Origin of the sequence: Stutzerimonas decontaminans (genome assembly GCF_000661915.1) — a bacterium.
GTDB lineage: Bacteria > Pseudomonadota > Gammaproteobacteria > Pseudomonadales > Pseudomonadaceae > Stutzerimonas > Stutzerimonas decontaminans.
Map to the genome: position 1 here is coordinate 1,263,153 of NZ_CP007509.1, position 15,625 is coordinate 1,278,777.

15 protein-coding genes are annotated in these 15,625 nt (G+C 62.6%); 6 read left to right on the top strand and 9 right to left on the bottom strand.

All coding sequences use genetic code 11. The features are described from left to right. Window positions 1-70: 70 nt before the first annotated feature. A complete protein-coding gene (gene der / locus UIB01_RS05825) occupies window positions 71-1,564 on the top strand; it encodes a ribosome biogenesis GTPase Der (RefSeq protein ID WP_038657744.1) in 1,494 nt (497 codons plus the stop codon). 4 nt (window positions 1,565-1,568) lie between these two features. Here the strand turns inward: der and cysE are convergent, their stop codons facing one another. After that, window positions 1,569-2,363: a serine O-acetyltransferase gene (gene cysE / locus UIB01_RS05830; RefSeq protein ID WP_038657746.1), complete on the bottom strand. Its 795-nt coding sequence runs from the start codon at window positions 2,361-2,363 to the stop codon at window positions 1,569-1,571. 158 nt (window positions 2,364-2,521) lie between these two features. Here cysE and UIB01_RS05835 point away from each other — a divergent pair, with 158 nt between their 5' ends. Continuing rightward, entirely contained in the window at window positions 2,522-3,670 is a 1,149-nt protein-coding gene (locus UIB01_RS05835) for a pyridoxal phosphate-dependent aminotransferase (RefSeq protein ID WP_038657748.1), read from the top strand. Beyond that, window positions 3,658-4,452: an amidohydrolase gene (locus UIB01_RS05840; RefSeq protein WP_038657750.1), complete on the top strand. Its 795-nt coding sequence runs from the start codon at window positions 3,658-3,660 to the stop codon at window positions 4,450-4,452. The genes UIB01_RS05835 and UIB01_RS05840 overlap by 13 nt, the downstream gene beginning before the upstream one ends. Before the next feature lie 11 nt (window positions 4,453-4,463). Here UIB01_RS05840 and UIB01_RS05845 read toward each other — a convergent pair whose 3' ends face one another. Further along, a complete protein-coding gene (locus UIB01_RS05845; RefSeq protein WP_038657752.1) occupies window positions 4,464-4,649 on the bottom strand; it encodes a hypothetical protein in 186 nt (61 codons plus the stop codon). Window positions 4,650-4,707: 58 nt separating this feature from the next. Here UIB01_RS05845 and UIB01_RS05850 point away from each other — a divergent pair, with 58 nt between their 5' ends. After that, the gene (locus UIB01_RS05850; protein ID WP_038657754.1) at window positions 4,708-5,241 is read left to right on the top strand and encodes a flavin reductase family protein; all 534 of its coding nucleotides are present in this window, start codon (window positions 4,708-4,710) and stop codon (window positions 5,239-5,241) included. Here the strand turns inward: UIB01_RS05850 and UIB01_RS05855 are convergent. The 6 genes from UIB01_RS05855 to leuA form a co-directional block, all read right to left on the bottom strand. Continuing rightward, complete coding sequence (locus UIB01_RS05855; RefSeq protein ID WP_015276148.1) at window positions 5,227-5,598, bottom strand: DUF2784 domain-containing protein; 372 nt, start codon at window positions 5,596-5,598, stop codon at window positions 5,227-5,229. The two genes, UIB01_RS05850 and UIB01_RS05855, sit on opposite strands and share 15 nt — an antisense overlap. Beyond that, on the bottom strand, window positions 5,595-6,230 hold the full coding sequence (locus tag UIB01_RS05860) for a DUF2238 domain-containing protein (protein ID WP_038657757.1): 636 nt from the start codon (window positions 6,228-6,230) through the stop codon (window positions 5,595-5,597). The genes UIB01_RS05855 and UIB01_RS05860 overlap by 4 nt, the downstream gene beginning before the upstream one ends. A 74-nt stretch (window positions 6,231-6,304) precedes the next feature. Then, window positions 6,305-7,018 carry an endonuclease gene (locus UIB01_RS05865; protein ID WP_038657759.1) on the bottom strand — a complete coding sequence of 238 codons (714 nt, stop codon included), beginning with the start codon at window positions 7,016-7,018 and terminating at the stop codon, window positions 6,305-6,307. A gap of 100 nt (window positions 7,019-7,118) precedes the next feature. After that, on the bottom strand, window positions 7,119-7,976 hold the full coding sequence (locus UIB01_RS05870) for a carboxylate/amino acid/amine transporter (protein ID WP_038657761.1): 858 nt from the start codon (window positions 7,974-7,976) through the stop codon (window positions 7,119-7,121). A gap of 90 nt (window positions 7,977-8,066) precedes the next feature. Beyond that, complete coding sequence (locus UIB01_RS05875) at window positions 8,067-9,122, bottom strand: NAD(P)-dependent alcohol dehydrogenase (RefSeq protein WP_038657763.1); 1,056 nt, start codon at window positions 9,120-9,122, stop codon at window positions 8,067-8,069. A gap of 284 nt (window positions 9,123-9,406) precedes the next feature. Beyond that, complete coding sequence (leuA, locus tag UIB01_RS05880) at window positions 9,407-11,077, bottom strand: 2-isopropylmalate synthase (RefSeq protein ID WP_038657765.1); 1,671 nt, start codon at window positions 11,075-11,077, stop codon at window positions 9,407-9,409. A gap of 308 nt (window positions 11,078-11,385) precedes the next feature. Here leuA and UIB01_RS05885 point away from each other — a divergent pair, with 308 nt between their 5' ends. Next, window positions 11,386-11,754, top strand: coding sequence for a DUF2946 domain-containing protein (locus tag UIB01_RS05885; RefSeq protein ID WP_038657767.1), 369 nt, complete (start codon window positions 11,386-11,388; stop codon window positions 11,752-11,754). Window positions 11,755-11,806: 52 nt separating this feature from the next. Beyond that, window positions 11,807-14,011 carry a TonB-dependent copper receptor gene (locus tag UIB01_RS05890; RefSeq protein WP_038657769.1) on the top strand — a complete coding sequence of 735 codons (2,205 nt, stop codon included), beginning with the start codon at window positions 11,807-11,809 and terminating at the stop codon, window positions 14,009-14,011. A gap of 219 nt (window positions 14,012-14,230) precedes the next feature. On the opposite strand, the gene UIB01_RS05895 is transcribed toward UIB01_RS05890, so the two are convergent. Continuing rightward, window positions 14,231-15,550 carry a mechanosensitive ion channel family protein gene (locus tag UIB01_RS05895; protein ID WP_038657771.1) on the bottom strand — a complete coding sequence of 440 codons (1,320 nt, stop codon included), beginning with the start codon at window positions 15,548-15,550 and terminating at the stop codon, window positions 14,231-14,233. Window positions 15,551-15,625 lie beyond the last annotated feature (75 nt).

Here is a 15,625-nt window from a genome sequence, read left to right on the forward strand (position 1 = left end):
AGCCATGAATATTCGGCCGCTGCCTTGCAGCGGCCTTCGTGTTTTCTGAAATATCGCAGTGGAGAGCCGCATGGTTCCCGTAATCGCCCTGGTGGGCCGCCCGAACGTCGGCAAGTCCACCCTGTTCAACCGCCTGACCAAGAGCCGCGACGCCATCGTTGCCGAATACGCCGGTCTGACCCGTGACCGCCAGTACGGCGAGGCCAAGTGGCAGGGGCGGACCTATATCGTGATCGACACTGGCGGTATTTCCGGTGACGAAGAGGGCATTGATGCCAAGATGGCCGAGCAATCACTGCAGGCCATCGAAGAGGCCGATGCCGTGCTGTTCATGGTCGATGCCCGCGCCGGAATGACCGCGGCGGACCAGATGATCGGCGAGCATCTGCGCAAGCGAAACAAGCGCTGCTTCCTGGTGGCGAACAAGGTCGACAGCGTCGACCCGGACATCGCCCGCGCGGAATTCAGTCCGCTGGGTCTGGGTGATGCGCTACCGATCGCCGCCGCTCACGGCCGTGGCATCAGTCACATGCTCGAAGAAGCGCTGGGCATTTTCCCCAAGGACAATGCCGAGGACGCCGAAGGCGTCGACGCTGCCGAGTTGATCGACGGTGAGGAAGTCGTCGCCGAGGGCCAGGAGCCCAAGCGCATCCCCGGGCCCAGCGAGAAAGACGGCATCAAGATCGCCATCATCGGTCGCCCCAATGTCGGCAAGTCGACGCTGGTCAACCGCATGCTCGGCGAGGAGCGGGTCATCGTCTACGACCAGGCCGGCACCACCCGGGACAGCATCTACATCCCCTTCGAGCGTGACGACGAGAAATACACCCTGATCGACACCGCAGGCGTACGTCGTCGCGGCAAGATCTTCGAGGCGGTGGAAAAGTTCTCGGTAGTCAAAACGCTACAGGCTATCCAGGATGCCAACGTGGTCATCTTCGTCATGGATGCCCGCGAAGGGGTCGTCGAGCACGACCTCAATCTGCTGGGCTTCGTGCTGGAAACCGGTCGCGCGCTGGTCATCGCCCTGAACAAGTGGGACGGCATGGAGCCGGGCGAGCGCGACTATGTGAAGACCGAGCTGGAGCGCCGGCTGTTCTTCGTCGATTTCGCCGATATCCACTTCATCTCAGCCAAGCACGGCACCGGCGTGGGCCATCTGTACAAGTCGGTACAGGCTGCATTCAAGTCGGCCATTACCCGCTGGCCGACCAGCCGCCTTACGCAGATCCTCGAGGACGCGGTGCGCGAACACGCACCACCGATGGTTGCCAGCCGTCGGATCAAGCTCCGTTATGCGCACCTGGGTGGCGCCAATCCGCCACTGATCGTGATTCACGGAAACCAGGTGGATTCGATACCCAAGTCGTATACGCGCTATCTGGAGAACACCTATCGGCGTGTTTTGAAGCTGGTCGGTACGCCCATCCGGATCGAGTACAAGGGCGGAGAAAACCCTTACGAGGGCAAGAAAAACACGCTTACCGACCGCCAGGTCAACAAGAAGCGCCGTCTCATGTCGCACCACAAGAAGGCCGAGAAGAAGCGCCGCGACAAGCGCTGACTGCTCAGCGATCTCCGTCGAACGACTGGTCCATATCCAGGGCCGGTCGTGCGTGGCGCGGCGTGCCGGCCTGGCGCGCCGGGTTGCCGACCACCGTGGTATGTGGCGCAACGGGATGCAGCACGATGCTGCCGGCACCCACCTTGGCCCCCTCGCCAATCTCGATATTGCCGAGAATCTTCGCGCCTGCGCCGATCATCACCCCGCTGCGAACCTTCGGATGACGGTCGCCGCCTTCCTTGCCGGTGCCGCCCAGGGTAACGCCCTGCAAAATCGACACGTCATCGCCTACCACCGCGGTCTCGCCAATGACGATGCCGGTGCCGTGGTCGAGCATGATGCCACTACCGATGCGGCTGGCCGGGTTGATATCGATACCGAGGCGTTCGTTGCAGCGCGCCTGGATGAACATCGCCAGCAGACGCTCGCCCCGGGCTTGCAGGTCGTGCCCGACGCGATAGGCCTGCAGGGCAAGAAAGCCTTTTGAAAACAGAAAGACTTCCAGTGCCGTATCGAACGCCGGATCGCGGCTGACGATTGCCTGCAAGTCGCTGCACGCCGCCTCGGCGAGCTGTGGGGCGTGGTGGTGTATGCCGGCGAAGCGATCGGCCAACGTGTGGCTCTGGTCGGCGTTTTCGGCCAGCGCATGGCCGATGCGATACGCCAGCGCACAGCCGAAGTCGGGACGATCGAGGACGGCCTGGCGAAACACCGTGGCCAGCGTCGGCTCCGTATCCAGTGCATGTTGCGCCTGATTGCGCAGGTCGTTCCACAAAGCGCTGACGGAATGGCTCGGCATGGGAAATTCCTTATGTTCGATACGAGTGATGCCCGTTGGCTGCAACTGTAGCAGTCCGACAGCGGCTGCTGTGGCGGCCTCGTATCGGGCAGTCGTCATCGGCTATTCTGTTTGCCTTCCTGCCGTCCCCCATGCGGCAGGCTTGTCGGAAGGCCGTCATGCTCATCAGTAAACTGCCCAACGTTGGCACCACCATTTTCACCACCATGTCGCAGCTGGCTGCGGACACGGGGGCGTTGAACCTGTCCCAGGGCTTTCCCGATTTCGACGGCCCTGAGGCATTGCGCGAAGCCGTCGCGCGCCACGTCATGGCGGGACACAACCAGTACGCGCCGATGACCGGTCTGCCGGCGTTGCGTGAGCAGGTCGCGGCGAAGGTCGCTGACTTATATAGGCGCGATGTGGATGCCGCCGCCGAGGTCACCATCACCCCCGGCGCTACCCAGGCCATTTTCTGCGCGATCCAGGCGGCGATCCGCCCCGGTGACGAGGTCATCGTATTCGACCCCTGCTACGACAGTTACGAGCCATCGGTCCAGCTGGCTGGTGGCGTCTGCATCCACCAGCAGCTGAGCCTGTCGGATTTCCGCATCGACTGGCAGCGCCTGGCTGACGCCATCACACCGCGCACGCGGATGATCGTGCTGAACACGCCACACAATCCCAGCGGCGCATTGATCGATGCCGATGATCTCGATCGGCTGGCTGCGCTGATTCGCGAGCGCGATATCTACCTGCTTAGCGACGAGGTCTATGAACACCTGCTGTTCGACGGCCGCGAGCATGCCAGCGTGCTCCGCCATGATGAGCTCTACCAGCGTGCATTCGTCATCAGTTCCTTTGGCAAGACGTACCACGTCACCGGCTGGAAAACCGGATACGTCGTTGCGCCGCCGATGCTCAGCGTCGAGCTGCGCAAGGTGCATCAGTACGTCAGTTTCACCGGCGTGACGCCGCTGCAGTGGGCCTTGGCCGATTTCATGGCGGCGCATCCCGAGCACATCACCGAATTGCCGGCGTTCTACCAGGCCAAGCGCGATCTGTTCTGCGATCTGCTGGCCGGTTCCCGCTTCAGCTTTACCCGTGCTGCCGGCACCTACTTCCAGCTGGCCGATTATTCGGCGATTCGCCCTGATCTCGACGACGTCGCCATGGCCGAGTGGCTGACCCGCGAGCACGGCGTTGCATGCATTCCGATATCGGTTTTCTACCAGAACCCGCCGGCCGATCTCAGGCTGGTGCGCTTCTGCTTTGCCAAACGAGAGGAGACGCTGCGACAAGCGGCGGAACGACTATGCGCGATTTAAACAATCTGCCCGACCTGGAACTGGCGCTGGTCCAGACCAGCCTGATCTGGCAGGACGCTGCCGCCAATCACGAACGCTTCGCCACGCTGCTGGATCAGGCCAGCGGCGCGGATCTGATCGTGCTGCCGGAAATGTTCACCACCGGCTTCTCCATGGAATCTTCCGCGCTCGCCGAGCCGGAGGAGGGCGCTACCTATGCCTGGTTGCGCACCCAGGCCGCACGGCTGGAAGCGGTGATCACCGGCAGCGTGATCATCGAGGCGGCGGACGGCAGTCACCGCAACCGCCTGCTCTGGGCGCGTCCGGATGGTGAGGTGCTGCACTATGACAAGCGCCACCTGTTCCGCATGGCTGGAGAGCACAAGCACTACACCCCCGGGCAGCAGCAGGCGTTGTTCGAGCTGAACGGCTGGCGCGTGCGCCCGCTGATCTGCTACGACCTGCGCTTCCCTGTTTGGAGTCGCGACCCGCACGGCACCGACCTGCTGCTCTACACGGCAAACTGGCCAGCCGCGCGTCGCGATGCCTGGAATCGCCTGCTGCCGGCGCGTGCCATCGAAAATCTGTGCTACGTGGCCGCGGTCAACCGGGTCGGCGAGGACGGCAAGGGCTACCCGTACAGCGGCGACAGCCAGGTGCTCGACTTCAAGGGCGACACGCTGCTGAACGGCGAAGATCGCGACGCCGTATTGCGCTGCACATTGCGCGCGCGCGACCTGGCGGCGTTCCGAGAGCGTTTCCCGGCCTATCACGATGGCGACGAGTTCGAGCTGAAACTCTGACGGAATGCCGATCAGCGCTGTTCAGCGGTCCGCGTGACCAGATAGGTCTGCTTGTGTCCGCGTCGCTGGTAGGTTTCCATCCACCGCTCGGCGCTGGCGCGATCATGGAAACGCCGCATTTCCACTTCGTTGCCGTTATCGTCGATCCGGTAAAGAACCCAGCTGGGTCGCTGGGCCGCTGATCGCTGCGTATTCATTGGCTTCCCCTGAGCAGCAAGCCACCATTCGGAAGTCCAGCCACCTGGGAGGTGTCCGGTGAAGAGCCTTCTTCAGCTCAGCGAAGTCTATGCCATTCTCGAGCCGGGCCCGGTGGTGTTGCTTGGCACCGCGCTGGGCGGGCGGGCCAATCTTATGCCGCTGTCATGGCATTGCATGATGGAGTTTGCGCCACCACTGGTCGGCTGCGTGGTCAGCGCTGGAAACCATTCGTTCAGCGCCCTGCAGGCCACCGGCGAATGCGTGATCAACGTCCCGACCGAGTCACTCGCTCGGCAACTGGTTGGTTGCGGCAATTGTCATGGCGATCAGTGCGACAAGTTCGCCTGTTTCGGGCTTACCCCGTTGCCCTCGGCAGAGGTGGCGGTGCCGCGAGTGGAGGAGTGCTATGCGAATCTGGAATGCCGCGTGGTGGATCGGCAGCTGGTGGATCGCTACAACTTCTTCATCCTGCAGGTGGTGCAGGCGTGGATCGATCCTTCCGTCACTGCGCCACGTACGCTGCATCATCGGGGCTACGGCAAGTTCATGCTGGCCGGAAAGGAAATCCAGCTCGCTTCAAAGATGCGTTGAGCGGCGGCGTAGCCATACCCAGCCATAGATGCCCACATTGACCAGCAGCACCACCGCGGCCAGCACGTATTGCGCCGGCAGGGTCAGCCAGTCTGGGTAGATCAGCGGCATCAGATAGTGCTCGACGAAGCCTTCGCTGTAGCCAGCGTCGCCCGCACGTAGACGCAGCAGCTGCTCCCAACGTGTCAGTGGGCATCCACGGTCGGCTATTTCGACGAATATAGCCCAGGCCGCCGCCGGCAAATGCCATAGCATCATGCTTGGGCGCCACAGGCAAAGGAGGCCGCCCAGCAGAGCGAACAGCACGAAGGCAAGGTGCAGAAGCAGCAACCCGTCCGCTGCAACGCGGTAGATCATGGCGATGACCTGGCGGGACGGGCACCGGGCAGCTCGGCAAGCTGGCGGTCCTGCAGCTTTGTGAACAGCAACAGGCCACTCAGGGCGCCGATCAATGCCAGGAGCATGTCCGACTGGGTATCCCACGGGTCTCCCTGGGTGCCGAGAAATTCGATGGCGCCCTGGCCGGCGATCAGCGCCACCCACCACTCGATCAGCTCGTAGAAGGCGCTGATCGCCAGCGCTACGCAGACCACCAGTAGATTGAGCATCCAGCCCCTGGCCAGATAGCCGCCGCGCAGCAGAATTTCCCGGGCGATCAGCGCCGGCACCAGCCCCTGCATGAAATGCCCCAGCTTGTCATATGGGTTACGACTGAGTTCGAAGAAGTCTTGCACCCAGAAGCCCAATGGCACCCGCGCGTAGGTATAGGCGCCGCCGAGAATGAGTACCAGCGCATGGGCCGCGATCAGTACGTACAGCAGCTGTGTAAGCGGCGCCCGTTGGTAGGTACAGAGCAGTATCGGCGCCGCGATCAGCACCGGCGCGACCTCCAGTAGCCAGGTCGGCCTATCGTAGGGAGCTATCCCGGAAACGATCAGCGCCAGCAGGACGGCGCCCACCAGCGCAACATTGACGGAGGTTCGCTGCATAGGGTCTGCCTTGGGCGAATACTGGCGCTAGCATGGCGCTGCGTTGCAACTACGGCAAGCGGTCGCTTGGAGCGTCAGCGCGCAGCGACCGACGGGGCCTTGCTGCAACTTCGCCGGTCAACGCTGCCGACATGGTCGTTGGCGTTGCCCTGTACGCAGGCGATGCGCTGGTTGCGCCAGCGCTCCCATTCGCTGACCGGGTACTGGCGGTTCCAGATGTCGTACAGACGCCGGTCCTGCTTCGACAGGCGCAGCTTGTAGCGCTCGCTCATGTACAGATAGGTGCGGGCAATGGCGCCGCGGCTGTATTCGGGCGGCATCGCCGTGCGCTGCTTGAAGTTGACCACGAAGGGACAGGCGCCGTACTGGCTGGGCTTTTCGCTGAGCATGCCGAAGCCGAAATTGCTGCGGTCGCCGTTGACCTCACCGACCACCGGGACCAGGTTGTGCAGGTCGGCCTCGGCCAGGCTGAAAACGGGGTCCTTGGCGGTGCACTGCTTGCGTCCGCCCTGTTGCCAGCACTGGCGCTGGTGGCCGATGACCCAGGCCGGCACGATGTGCTCCCACTCCACCCGTTCGGCTCGCTTGGGCTGTTTGCGTGGAATGTAGCCGCAGCTGCTCAGGTCGATGCGATTGCCTTTGAAACTGCAGCCGCAGTAGAAATCCACTGGTCGTTCGGCATAGATCGTCCAGGCAACCTTCTTCGCTTCGCGGAAGGTGCGAGGTGCATCGGCATAGGTAATGGAGCAGCAGAACAGGGCAAGCAGGAAAAGGCTGAAGCGGCGCATGGGGCTCTCGACAACTGAACGAGTGTCGCATCCATGCGAAGGGCCGGCATTCTACCGTCCTGGCTATTAAAAGCCATATAAAACAATAACTTGCGTGATATCACTGGGCCTTCATTTGCCCCAGTCGATTGAGCCATAGCGAGGCGAGGATGATCGCCCCACCCACCGCGAGCATTAGCAGATTGGTCGTGGTGCCCCAGAACAGCAGATTGAGTACCAGACCCACCGGCACCGCCATGTTGTTCATCACCGCCAGGGTGCCGGCATCCACCAGTGTCGCGCCCTTGTTCCAGCAGAACTGGCCGACGGCGGTGGCCAGCACGCCCATCCAGATCAGCACCGCCCATTGCGTCGTGGTGGTCGGCAGTTTTTCCGCATTACCGAACAGCAGCCACGCCGGCAGCACGATCACCAGTGCGCCGAGGAAGAAGTAGCCGAAGCGTCGATGTAACGGCACGTCGGAGGGGTAGCGCTGCGCCAAGTGCTTGTAGAACACCTGGCCGGCAGCGAAGGTGAAGTTGGCCAGCTGCATCAGCAGGAAGCCACCGAGAAAGTCGCCGGAGACGCCGTCGTAACGGATAAGGCCGGCGCCGAACACCGCCACGGCTGCCGCAACCAGCGCCCAGGGGTTGAAGCGCCGATTGAGCGCATCGTCGATCAGTGTCACGTGCAACGGGGTGAGCACGGTGAACAGCAGCACTTCGGCGACCGTGAGCACGTTGAAACTCATGTACAGGCACAGGTAGGTGACGCCGAATTGCAGCGCGCCGACCAGGGTCACGCCAGCGATGAAGCCGGGCGCCACGCCGCGCCAGCGGGTAAATGGCAGGAACACCAGGCCGGCGAGAATCACCCGCGTCAGCACGGCGAAATAGCTGTCCACCTGGCCGGCCAGGTAAACGCCGATCAGGTTGAAGGAAAAGGCCCAGAGCAGGGTGACGAAGATCAGATAGCGCATGCCGCCTCCACGACGAAGGCCGGCGACCTTAGCGGCTGCGCATGAAAGAGGGAAGGGCCGGCGCGCCCACTGGGCTCGCCAGCCGAACGATCAGGCCTGCTTCAGGGTGGCCATGTCGATGACGAAGCGGTACTTCACGTCGCTCTTGAGCATGCGCTCGTAGGCTTCGTTGATGTCCTGCATGCGGATCATCTCGATGTCCGAGACGATGCCGTGCTCGGCGCAGAAGTCGAGCATCTCCTGGGTTTCGGCGATGCCGCCGATCAGCGAGCCGGCGATGCGGCGACGCTTGAAGATCAGGCCGAACACGCTCGGCGACGGGTGCGGCGAAGCCGGTGCGCCAACCAGGGTCATGGTGGCGTCGCGCTTGAGCAGATTGACGAAGGCGTCGAGGTTGTGCGGCGCGGCAACGGTGTTGAGGATGAAGTCGAAGCTGTTGACGTGTGCAGCCATCTCCTCCTTGTTCTTCGACACCACCACCTCCGAGGCGCCGAGGCGCAGGGCATCTTCCCGCTTGTCTGGCGAGGTGGTGAACAGCACGACCTTCGCGCCCATGGCGTTGGCGATCTTCACCGCCATATGGCCGAGACCGCCGAGGCCGACCACACCGACCTTCTGCCCCGGGCCGACCTTCCACTGGCGCAGCGGCGAGTAGGTGGTGATGCCCGCGCAAAGCAGCGGCGCGACGGCGGCGAGGTTGTCGGTGTGGTTGATGCGCAGCACGTACTTTTCGTCCACCACGATGTTGTCGGAATAGCCGCCGAGGGTGTTCTCGCCACCGCCGAAGGCCGGACCGTTGTAGGTGCCGACGAAACCGTTCTCGCAATACTGCTCCAGCCCTTCGCCACAGGACGAGCAGGTGCGGCAGCTGTCGACCAGGCAGCCGACGCCGGCGATATCGCCCGCCTTGAATTTGCTGACGTTCGCGCCGACCGCGCTCACACGGCCAGCGATCTCGTGGCCGGGCACTGAGGGATACAGGGTGTTGTTCCACTCGTTGCGTGCGGTGTGCAGGTCCGAATGGCAAACGCCGCAGAAGAGAATTTCAATGCGCACATCGTTTGGTCCTACTTCGCGGCGCGAAAAGGAGTAGGGGGCGAGCGGGGCGCTTGGATCGAGTGCGGCGTAACCGATGCTGTTGCTCATGACGGCTCCTTTGTGTGTTCGGAATTTACAGAGGCCAAGCCTAATGGCGGCGAAGTCGGCTGCGTTTGCACAATCCTGCCGAAGGCTGGTGCGTTTCTGCCGCAATGGTCGCCAGGGCTGTTAGCGCAGACTGAGTTGGGAGGCGTTCAGTGACGAACAGTTCAGTCGCTCATCGCTGTTTGGAGGTTGCCACTGATGGCGGATAGCGGGCGGGGAAGGCGGGCCGTGCGATAGGCCGCAGGGTGAAACGAAGGCGGGCCCGGATGCGGGCCCGCCGTTCAGGCTCAGGCTGCCTTGTCCTGGGCCTCGCGCAGGGCGCGGTTCATGGCGCTGAACAGGGCGCGGATGCTGGCAGTGGTGATGTTCTCGTCGATGCCGATACCGTGCAGCGGCCGCTCACCGTCCAGACGCACCTCGATATAGGCAGCGGCCTTGGCATTGCTGCCGGCGCCGATGGAATGCTCGTGGTAGTCCATGATCTCCAGCTTCACTGGCAACGCAGCTACCAGCGCCTCCAGCGGCCCCTTGCCGATGCCGCGCCAGTGAGCGATCTCGCCATCGGTCGCGACTTCCACGTCCACCGCGCTGGTGCCGTTCTCTTCCTGCAGGCGATGCCCCTTGAGCGTATAGGGCGCGGTTGCCTGCAGGTATTCGGCTTCCAGCAGGGCGTAGATCTGCTTGGCACTCATCTCCAGGCCGAGGCGATCGGTTTCCTTCTGCACCACCTGGCTGAACTCGATCTGCATGCGGCGTGGCAGGCTGATGCCGTACTCCTGCTCAAGCAGGAAGGTGATGCCGCCCTTGCCGGACTGGCTGTTGACGCGAATCACTGCCTCGTAGCTGCGGCCGATATCGGCCGGGTCGATCGGCAGATACGGCACCTCCCAGACGCCTTCCGGGTCCTGCTGGGAAAAGCCCTTGCGGATCGCATCCTGGTGCGAGCCGGAGAACGCGGTATGCACCAGGTCGCCGACGTAGGGATGGCGTGGGTGTACCGGCAGCTGGTTGCATTCCTCAACCACCTTGCGCACGGCGTCAATGTCGGAGAAGTCCAGTTGTGGGTCGATGCCCTGGGTGTACATGTTCAGTGCCACGGTCACCAGGTCTACGTTGCCGGTGCGCTCGCCATTGCCGAACAGGCAGCCTTCGACGCGATCGGCGCCGGCCATCAGGCCCAGTTCGGTGGCGGCCACGCCGGTGCCGCGGTCGTTGTGGGTGTGCAGGCTGACCAGCACGCTGTCGCGACGGTTGACGTGGCGGCAGAACCACTCGATCTGGTCGGCATAGATGTTCGGCGTGGCGGCTTCTACGGTGGCCGGCAGATTGAGGATCAGCTTCTGCTCGGGCGTCGGCTGGAACACCTCGATCACGGCGTTGCACACCTCGACAGCGAATTCCGGCTCGGTGGAGCTGAAGATCTCCGGCGAGTACTCGAAGCGCCAGGCGGTTTCCGGATTCTGCGCGGCCAGGCGCTTGATGATCTGCGCTGCGTTGACCGCAATCTTCACCACGCCGGCTTTGTCTTGGTTGAAAACGATGCGGCGAAAGCTCGGCGCGGTGGCGTTGTAGTAATGGACGATGGCTTGCTTGGCGCCCTTCAGCGACTCGAAGGTGCGAGTGATCAGATCCTCGCGGGCCTGGGTCAGCACCTGGATGGTGACGTCGTCGGGGATGTGGCCGCCTTCGATCAGCTCGCGGACGAAGTCGAAATCGGTCTGCGAGGCGGAGGGGAAGCCGACCTCGATTTCCTTAATACCGACCTGAACCAGCGTCTTGAAGAAACGCATCTTCTTCGCCGCGTCCATTGGCTCGATCAGCGACTGGTTGCCGTCGCGCAGATCGGAGCTCAGCCAGATCGGCGCCTGGGTAATCGACTTGGACGGCCAGGTGCGATCCGGGATGTCGATGGCCGGAAAGGCGCGATATTTTTTCGACGGGTTCTTGAGCATGGTCATGGCGTTTCCCCAGGTGAAGCTTGAGCTAGCAACTTGTTTGCCCAGTACGGGCAGTGGTTTATGGTGCAAAGCTATTGCTTAATGGTTGGCTATTGCAAGTCGTGATATAAAGTTGATGATTTATTGCTGTATTAAAAGCCTTCCGGTGATTTGTGCTGGTTCGCAGGTAAAAAGAGAAGATTGATTGCTCGACTCTGTTGCGGCCTCATGTCGCAGCGGACGGGGCGAAAAGGCTGTGCGATCATCCCGCCACTTCATAGGGTCATGTCACGAAGGACACGCTGGTGACACGCAAACGGTATTCGACAATGAGCATCTGGCTTGGCCTGTTCGCCATGCTGATGATCCATGTCGGCCCGTTGTACTCGGCGGTGCAGGCCGCCCAAGCCGCCGAAGTCGCGCAGGTCAGCGAACATCATCACCACGCCGAGCATGAATCCTCCGCTCACGGTCATCATGGCCGCGCGCGCGCAGGCGAACCCGCCTGGCTGACGGCACTCGAACTCTGCGGTTATTGCGAGCTGCTGACGGTCAATCCGCCACTCAGCCTGTCCGTTCACCTGGTTCTGCCGCGGCACGAGCCGGGCTATTTCCAGTCACTTCCCGAACAGCCCTTGCCGCCAGCGCTGCGCCGCAGCAGCGGCCATCCTCGCGCCCCTCCGCATTTCCACAGCTGACCGTCATCAGCCGCCTCGTGCGGCCTAATTACATGCAGAAGTGGAAGTTCCTATGTCCCGCATTACTCATGGCTGTAAGGCGCGTGCGCGCCTGTCTGAGCGTTTTTCGATTCAACCATCCCGCCTGCGCTGGCAGTTCGCCCATGCCGCCCTGCTGGGAATGCTCGCCGGCAGCGCGCTGGCCGAAGCCGACCACTCCGCTCATGCAGAGCAGTCCGATGCCGTCGAGCTGGCGCCGATGATCATCACCGGCGTTAGCCAGCAATCCCCACTCACCGTGGTGACCGATCCCAAGATTCCACGGCAGCCGATGCCGGCCAGCGATGGCGCCGACTACTTGAAGACCATTCCCGGTTTCTCCGCGGTACGTAACGGCGGGGTGAACGGCGATCCGGTGTTCCGTGGCATGTTCGGCTCGCGGCTGAAGCTGCTCTCCAATGGCGGTGAAATGCTCGGCGCCTGCCCCAACCGCATGGATTCGCCGAGTTCCTATATCAGCCCGGATACCTTCGACAAGCTGACCGTCATCAAGGGCCCGCAAACAGTGCTCTGGGGGCCAGGAGCGTCGGCCGCCACGGTGCTCTTCGAACGCGAGCCGGAGCAGTTCAGCGAGCCGGATTACCGCATCAACGGCAGTCTGCTGATCGCCTCCAACGGTCGCTTCGACCGCAACCTGGATGCCGCCGCCGGCAACAGTCAGGGCTATGCACGACTGATGGCCAACAGCTCCCAGGCTGATGATTACGCCGATGGCAACGGCGATACCGTGCCGTCGCGTTACGACAAGTGGAACACCGATGTGGCGCTGGGGTGGACTCCGGATGAAGACACGCTGGTCGAGCTGACCGCCGGCCGTGGTGACGGCTTCGCACGCTATGCCGGGCGCGGCATGGACGGCAGTCAGTTCCAGCGCGAAAGCCTGGGGTTGCGCTTCGAGAAGAGCAATATCGGCGAGACGTTCTATGGGTTGGAGGCGCAGGTCTACTACAACTACGCCGATCACATCATGGACAACTACAGCCTGCGTGACTTCGTGCCGACCTCGATGATGAAGGTGCCGACACTGTCGCGCGTGGATCGTCGCACCCTAGGGGGCCGGCTGGTCGGCACCTGGCAGTGGACCGATGTCGAACTCAAGGCCGGCGTCGATGCGCAGCGCAGCGAGCATCGCAAGGTGATGAATCCGAATCTGCACGTGAACCAGATGGTTGCTGCGGCTGGTAGCGATGCATTGCCCTGGGTGCCGGACGCGATGCTGCACAGCTACGGCGTCTTTGGCGAGTTGACCTGGCAGCTAAGCGAGCGCGAGAAGCTGATCAGCGGTCTGCGTCTGGATCTGCATGAGGCGACCGATGAGCGCGACTACTTCAACAGCCACCATCCGACGCTCAAGAACGGGATGGGTATGCCCGTCAGTCAGGACTGGGACAACCCCACCGCCGGCGAAACCCGTCGCGATACGCTGTACAGCGGCTTCGTGCGCTACGAGGAAGAGCTGGTCAGCCTGCCGGCGACCTGGTACGCCGGCCTCGGTCATGCACAGCGCTTCCCTGACTACTGGGAGCTGTTCGTTTCCAACCCCGGTCCGGTCGGCACGGTGCAGCCGTTCGATTCGGTACGCCCGGAGAAGACCACCCAGCTCGACATCGGCCTGCAATACGCCAAGGGGCCGCTGGAAGCCTGGGTTTCAGCCTATGCCGGCCTTGTCGAGGACTACATCCTGTTCAGCTATGTGCCCGGCGTGATGCCCGGCATGCTTCGCGCCGAAGTCAGCAACATCGACGCCACCATCGCCGGTGCCGAGATGGGCGCAAGTTACCGTTTCACTAGCAACTGGAAGGGTGATGCGAGCCTGGCTTACGCCTGGGGCAAGAACCGCAGCGATGACCGCGCCATGCCGCAGATTCCGCCATTGGAAGGGCGTCTTGGGTTGACCTATGAGCGCGACAACTGGAGCACCAGTGGCTTGTGGCGGGTCGTCGCTGCGCAGAACCGCGTTGCCGAGAACCAGGGCACCGTGGTCGGCAAGGACTTCGACGAGAGCGCCGGTTTCGGCGTGCTGGCGGTCAATGGCGCCTACCGGCTGAACAAGAACTTCAAGCTCAGCGCGGGCGTCGACAACCTGCTGGACAAGAACTATAGCGAGCACCTCAATCTCGCTGGCAGTGCGGGCTTCGCCGATTACGGACTCGAACCCACCAGTCGGGTCAACGAGCCGGGCCGCACCTATTGGGCGCGGGTCGACATGAGCTTCTGAAGGAAATAACGGCGGTAAAGGAGCGAGGCGTTCCCTCGCTCCGGACGTAGGTTGGCGCTGAGGCGCGGGGTTTGAAGGTGTGGCCCGCGGCGCTGGCGTCAGGGAGGACGCAATGGGCAGTGCTCAAGGCTGCGCCATCTGCTTCGTGCCTCAGCGCCAACCTCCGATTAGTCGATGCCGCATGCCTGGCTGCTCGGTCAGCATCGTCACCGTTCTTGTCTATCTTTGCTGGAATGCGCCCGGCAAGTCCTTGCCATCATCTTCGGTCGAATGTTCCTCACGCGCCGCCAGTACTGGTGCGCCGCGGGGCATCAGCGACTCGCCCCAGTTGCGCATGTCGGCGCCGCTCGGGTGCTGGAACACGCGCAAGCCGAATTCCGGCAGGATCGCCAGCAAGTGATCGAAGATGTCCGACTGGATCGCTTCGTACTGCGTCCAGGCTACCGTGTTAGTGAAACAGTAGATCTCCAGCGGCAGACCGTCGGCGGTTGGGCTCAGCTGCCGTACGATCAGCGTCATCTGCTGGTGCACGCCGGGATGGGCGCGCAGATAGCGTTCAACATAGGCGCGGAACGTCCCCAGATTGGTGACCCGGCGGGTATTGACCGGGTCCTGCCCGCGCTCGGCGAGCTTGGCGTTCCACTCATCAATTTCCTTGCGCTTGTTGACCAGGTAATCCTCCAGCAGGCTGAAGCGATAGAGCCGCTTGCGCTCGTCGGCGTCTAGGAAATGCACGCTCTGCTGATCCAGATACAGGCTGCGCTTGATGCGCCGGCCACCACTTTCCTGCATGCCGCGCCAGTTCTTGAACGAATCGGAAATGAAGCGCTTGGTCGGGATGCTGGTGATCGTCTTGTCCCAGTTCTGAATCTTGACGGTATGCAGGGCGATGTCGATCACGTCGCCGTCAGCGTTGAGCTGCGGCATCTCTACCCAGTCACCGACGCGAATCAGGTCGTTGGAGGTGATCTGCACGCTGGCCACCAGCGAGAGCAGGGTGTCCTGAAAAATCAGCATCAGCACCGCCGCCATGGCACCCAGGCCGGACAGCAGGATCAGCGGTGAACGGTCGATCAGCGTGGCGATGATCAGAATCGTCGCGATGGCGTAGACGACGATCTTCACCACCTGCAGATAACCCTTGATCGGGTGCAGGCGGGAATCCGGACGGCGCTGGTAGATGAGGTTGACGATGTCCAGCACCGCGCCCAGGGCCAGCGCGATGGTCAGCACGATGAAGCCGCCGCAGACGTTCTGCACCACGGTCACCGCGGCTTCCGGCAGGCCCGGTACGGTCGTCACGCCAAGCGACAGCACCAGTGCGGGGACGATGTTCGACAGCCGCTTGATGATGCCGAAATCCTGCAGTTCGCCATCGCGGGTGTGGCGCAGTAAACGGTAAAGGCCACGCACCAGGATGCGTTTGACGATCCAGTTAGACAGCCAGGCGGCGAAGATCAGCGTGGCACTGGCGAGCAGCGTCTGCAGTTCGGGGTGGGCTCTGAGCCAGTCCAGCCAGCCGGCCAGATCGTCAGACATGTGAATCTCCATTGAGAGGTGAGGGCGCGGCCTTGGCAAATCGCCTTGGTCGCTGCCCGGCTTGTCGATGTGGCT